This is a genomic window from Pseudomonas graminis, from assembly GCF_004364335.1.
Lineage (GTDB): Bacteria > Pseudomonadota > Gammaproteobacteria > Pseudomonadales > Pseudomonadaceae > Aquipseudomonas > Aquipseudomonas graminis_D.
Genome location: NZ_SOCR01000026.1, coordinates 1 through 1,279 on the forward strand (window position 1 = coordinate 1; position 1,279 = coordinate 1,279).

Here is a 1,279-nt window from a genome sequence, read left to right on the forward strand (position 1 = left end):
GCGTCACTAGTGTCCGGGGAAAGTCCAGAGGGGGAGCTTGCTCCCCCTCTCTGACCGCATCCATACGGCATAATCAGTCTTTTCCCACTCGGTTTTCGCGATGTTTTCCAGAACTAATCTCGGCCGGTTGCTGACTGCATTTCCTGCGGGCGTTTTCCAGAAAGAAGTTAAAGACAGCCAAGCTGATCGCTATGCCAAGCGCTGCACTTCACGAGATCTACTGGTGACCTTGCTGCTGGGGCACCTGCAACAAGCGAGCAGCTTGCGCAGCCTGACCGCCATGTCGCAGGTCATCGACGAGCACCAATACCACTTGAATGCTCGATCAGTGCCCCGCTCAACACTGTCCGACGCGCTCAATAAACGAAGCGTTTCGCCGTTTCGCAAAGCCGCAGAACACATGCTCAAATGCGTCGCAGGCCAGCAACGGCGGCAGCTTGGACGCATGGTTAGTCTGATTGATTCGACCTCCATTACCTTGCGCGGCCCAGGGTTTGACGAATGGACACTGGGCAACAAAACCCGCATCACACAAGGCCTCAAAGTCCACACCGGATTTGATCTTGCCCAGCAGGCACCGACGTATATCAACATCACTCCGGTGAACGTCAACGACATGACGGATGCGCTGAGAATGCCGATTGAGCCGAACATGACGTACGTATTCGACAAAGGTTATTGCGACTATGGCTGGTGGCATGAACTGCATATTGCCGGTGCCTATTTCGTGACGCGGCTCAAGAACAACGCCAATGTCCAGCTCAGCCACGTGCACTCTCATCCCTTATCCGGGACCTCGGTGAGCGCTGATGAAATCGTGCAGTTTGGCCGGCGCCAAAATGCATTTCAGGGCGCACCCGTTAGGCGTATTACGGTCAAGGTCGATGGCTGGAAACACCCGCTCATCCTGATTACCAACGACATGAGCAGTCCACCTGAAGACCTCGCTGACCTTTACAAACAGCGTTGGCAGATCGAGCTGTTTTTCAAGTGGATAAAGCAGCATCTGAAGCTCAAACGGTTCTTTAGCTTTTCAGAAAATGCCGTGCGTTTGCAGATTTACAGCGCCGTTATTACTTACTTGTTACTGCACTTTTTTCATACCCGGTCAGGCCACTGGGAGTCGATGTTCGATCTGACCTGTCGCCTGAGTTGTGTCTGGTTTGATCGGCCTCTGACGCGCAGGAATCAGGCGTTAGAGAGGAAAAGCATTGAAAAGCTGAAGGCTGCCCAAGGCATCCTTCAGCTATGACAAACTTTCCCCGGACACTAGTGACGC

The 1,279-nt window shown here is 53.4% G+C and carries 1 protein-coding gene; it reads left to right on the forward strand.

Features of this window, described 5'->3' with window-relative positions:
• Positions 1-100 precede the first annotated feature (100 nt).
• Positions 101-1,252 (forward strand): IS4 family transposase, encoded by a 1,152-nt coding sequence (locus EC919_RS27045; protein ID WP_133777459.1) that lies wholly within the window; start codon positions 101-103, stop codon positions 1,250-1,252.
• The last annotated feature ends 27 nt before the right edge of the window (positions 1,253-1,279 follow it).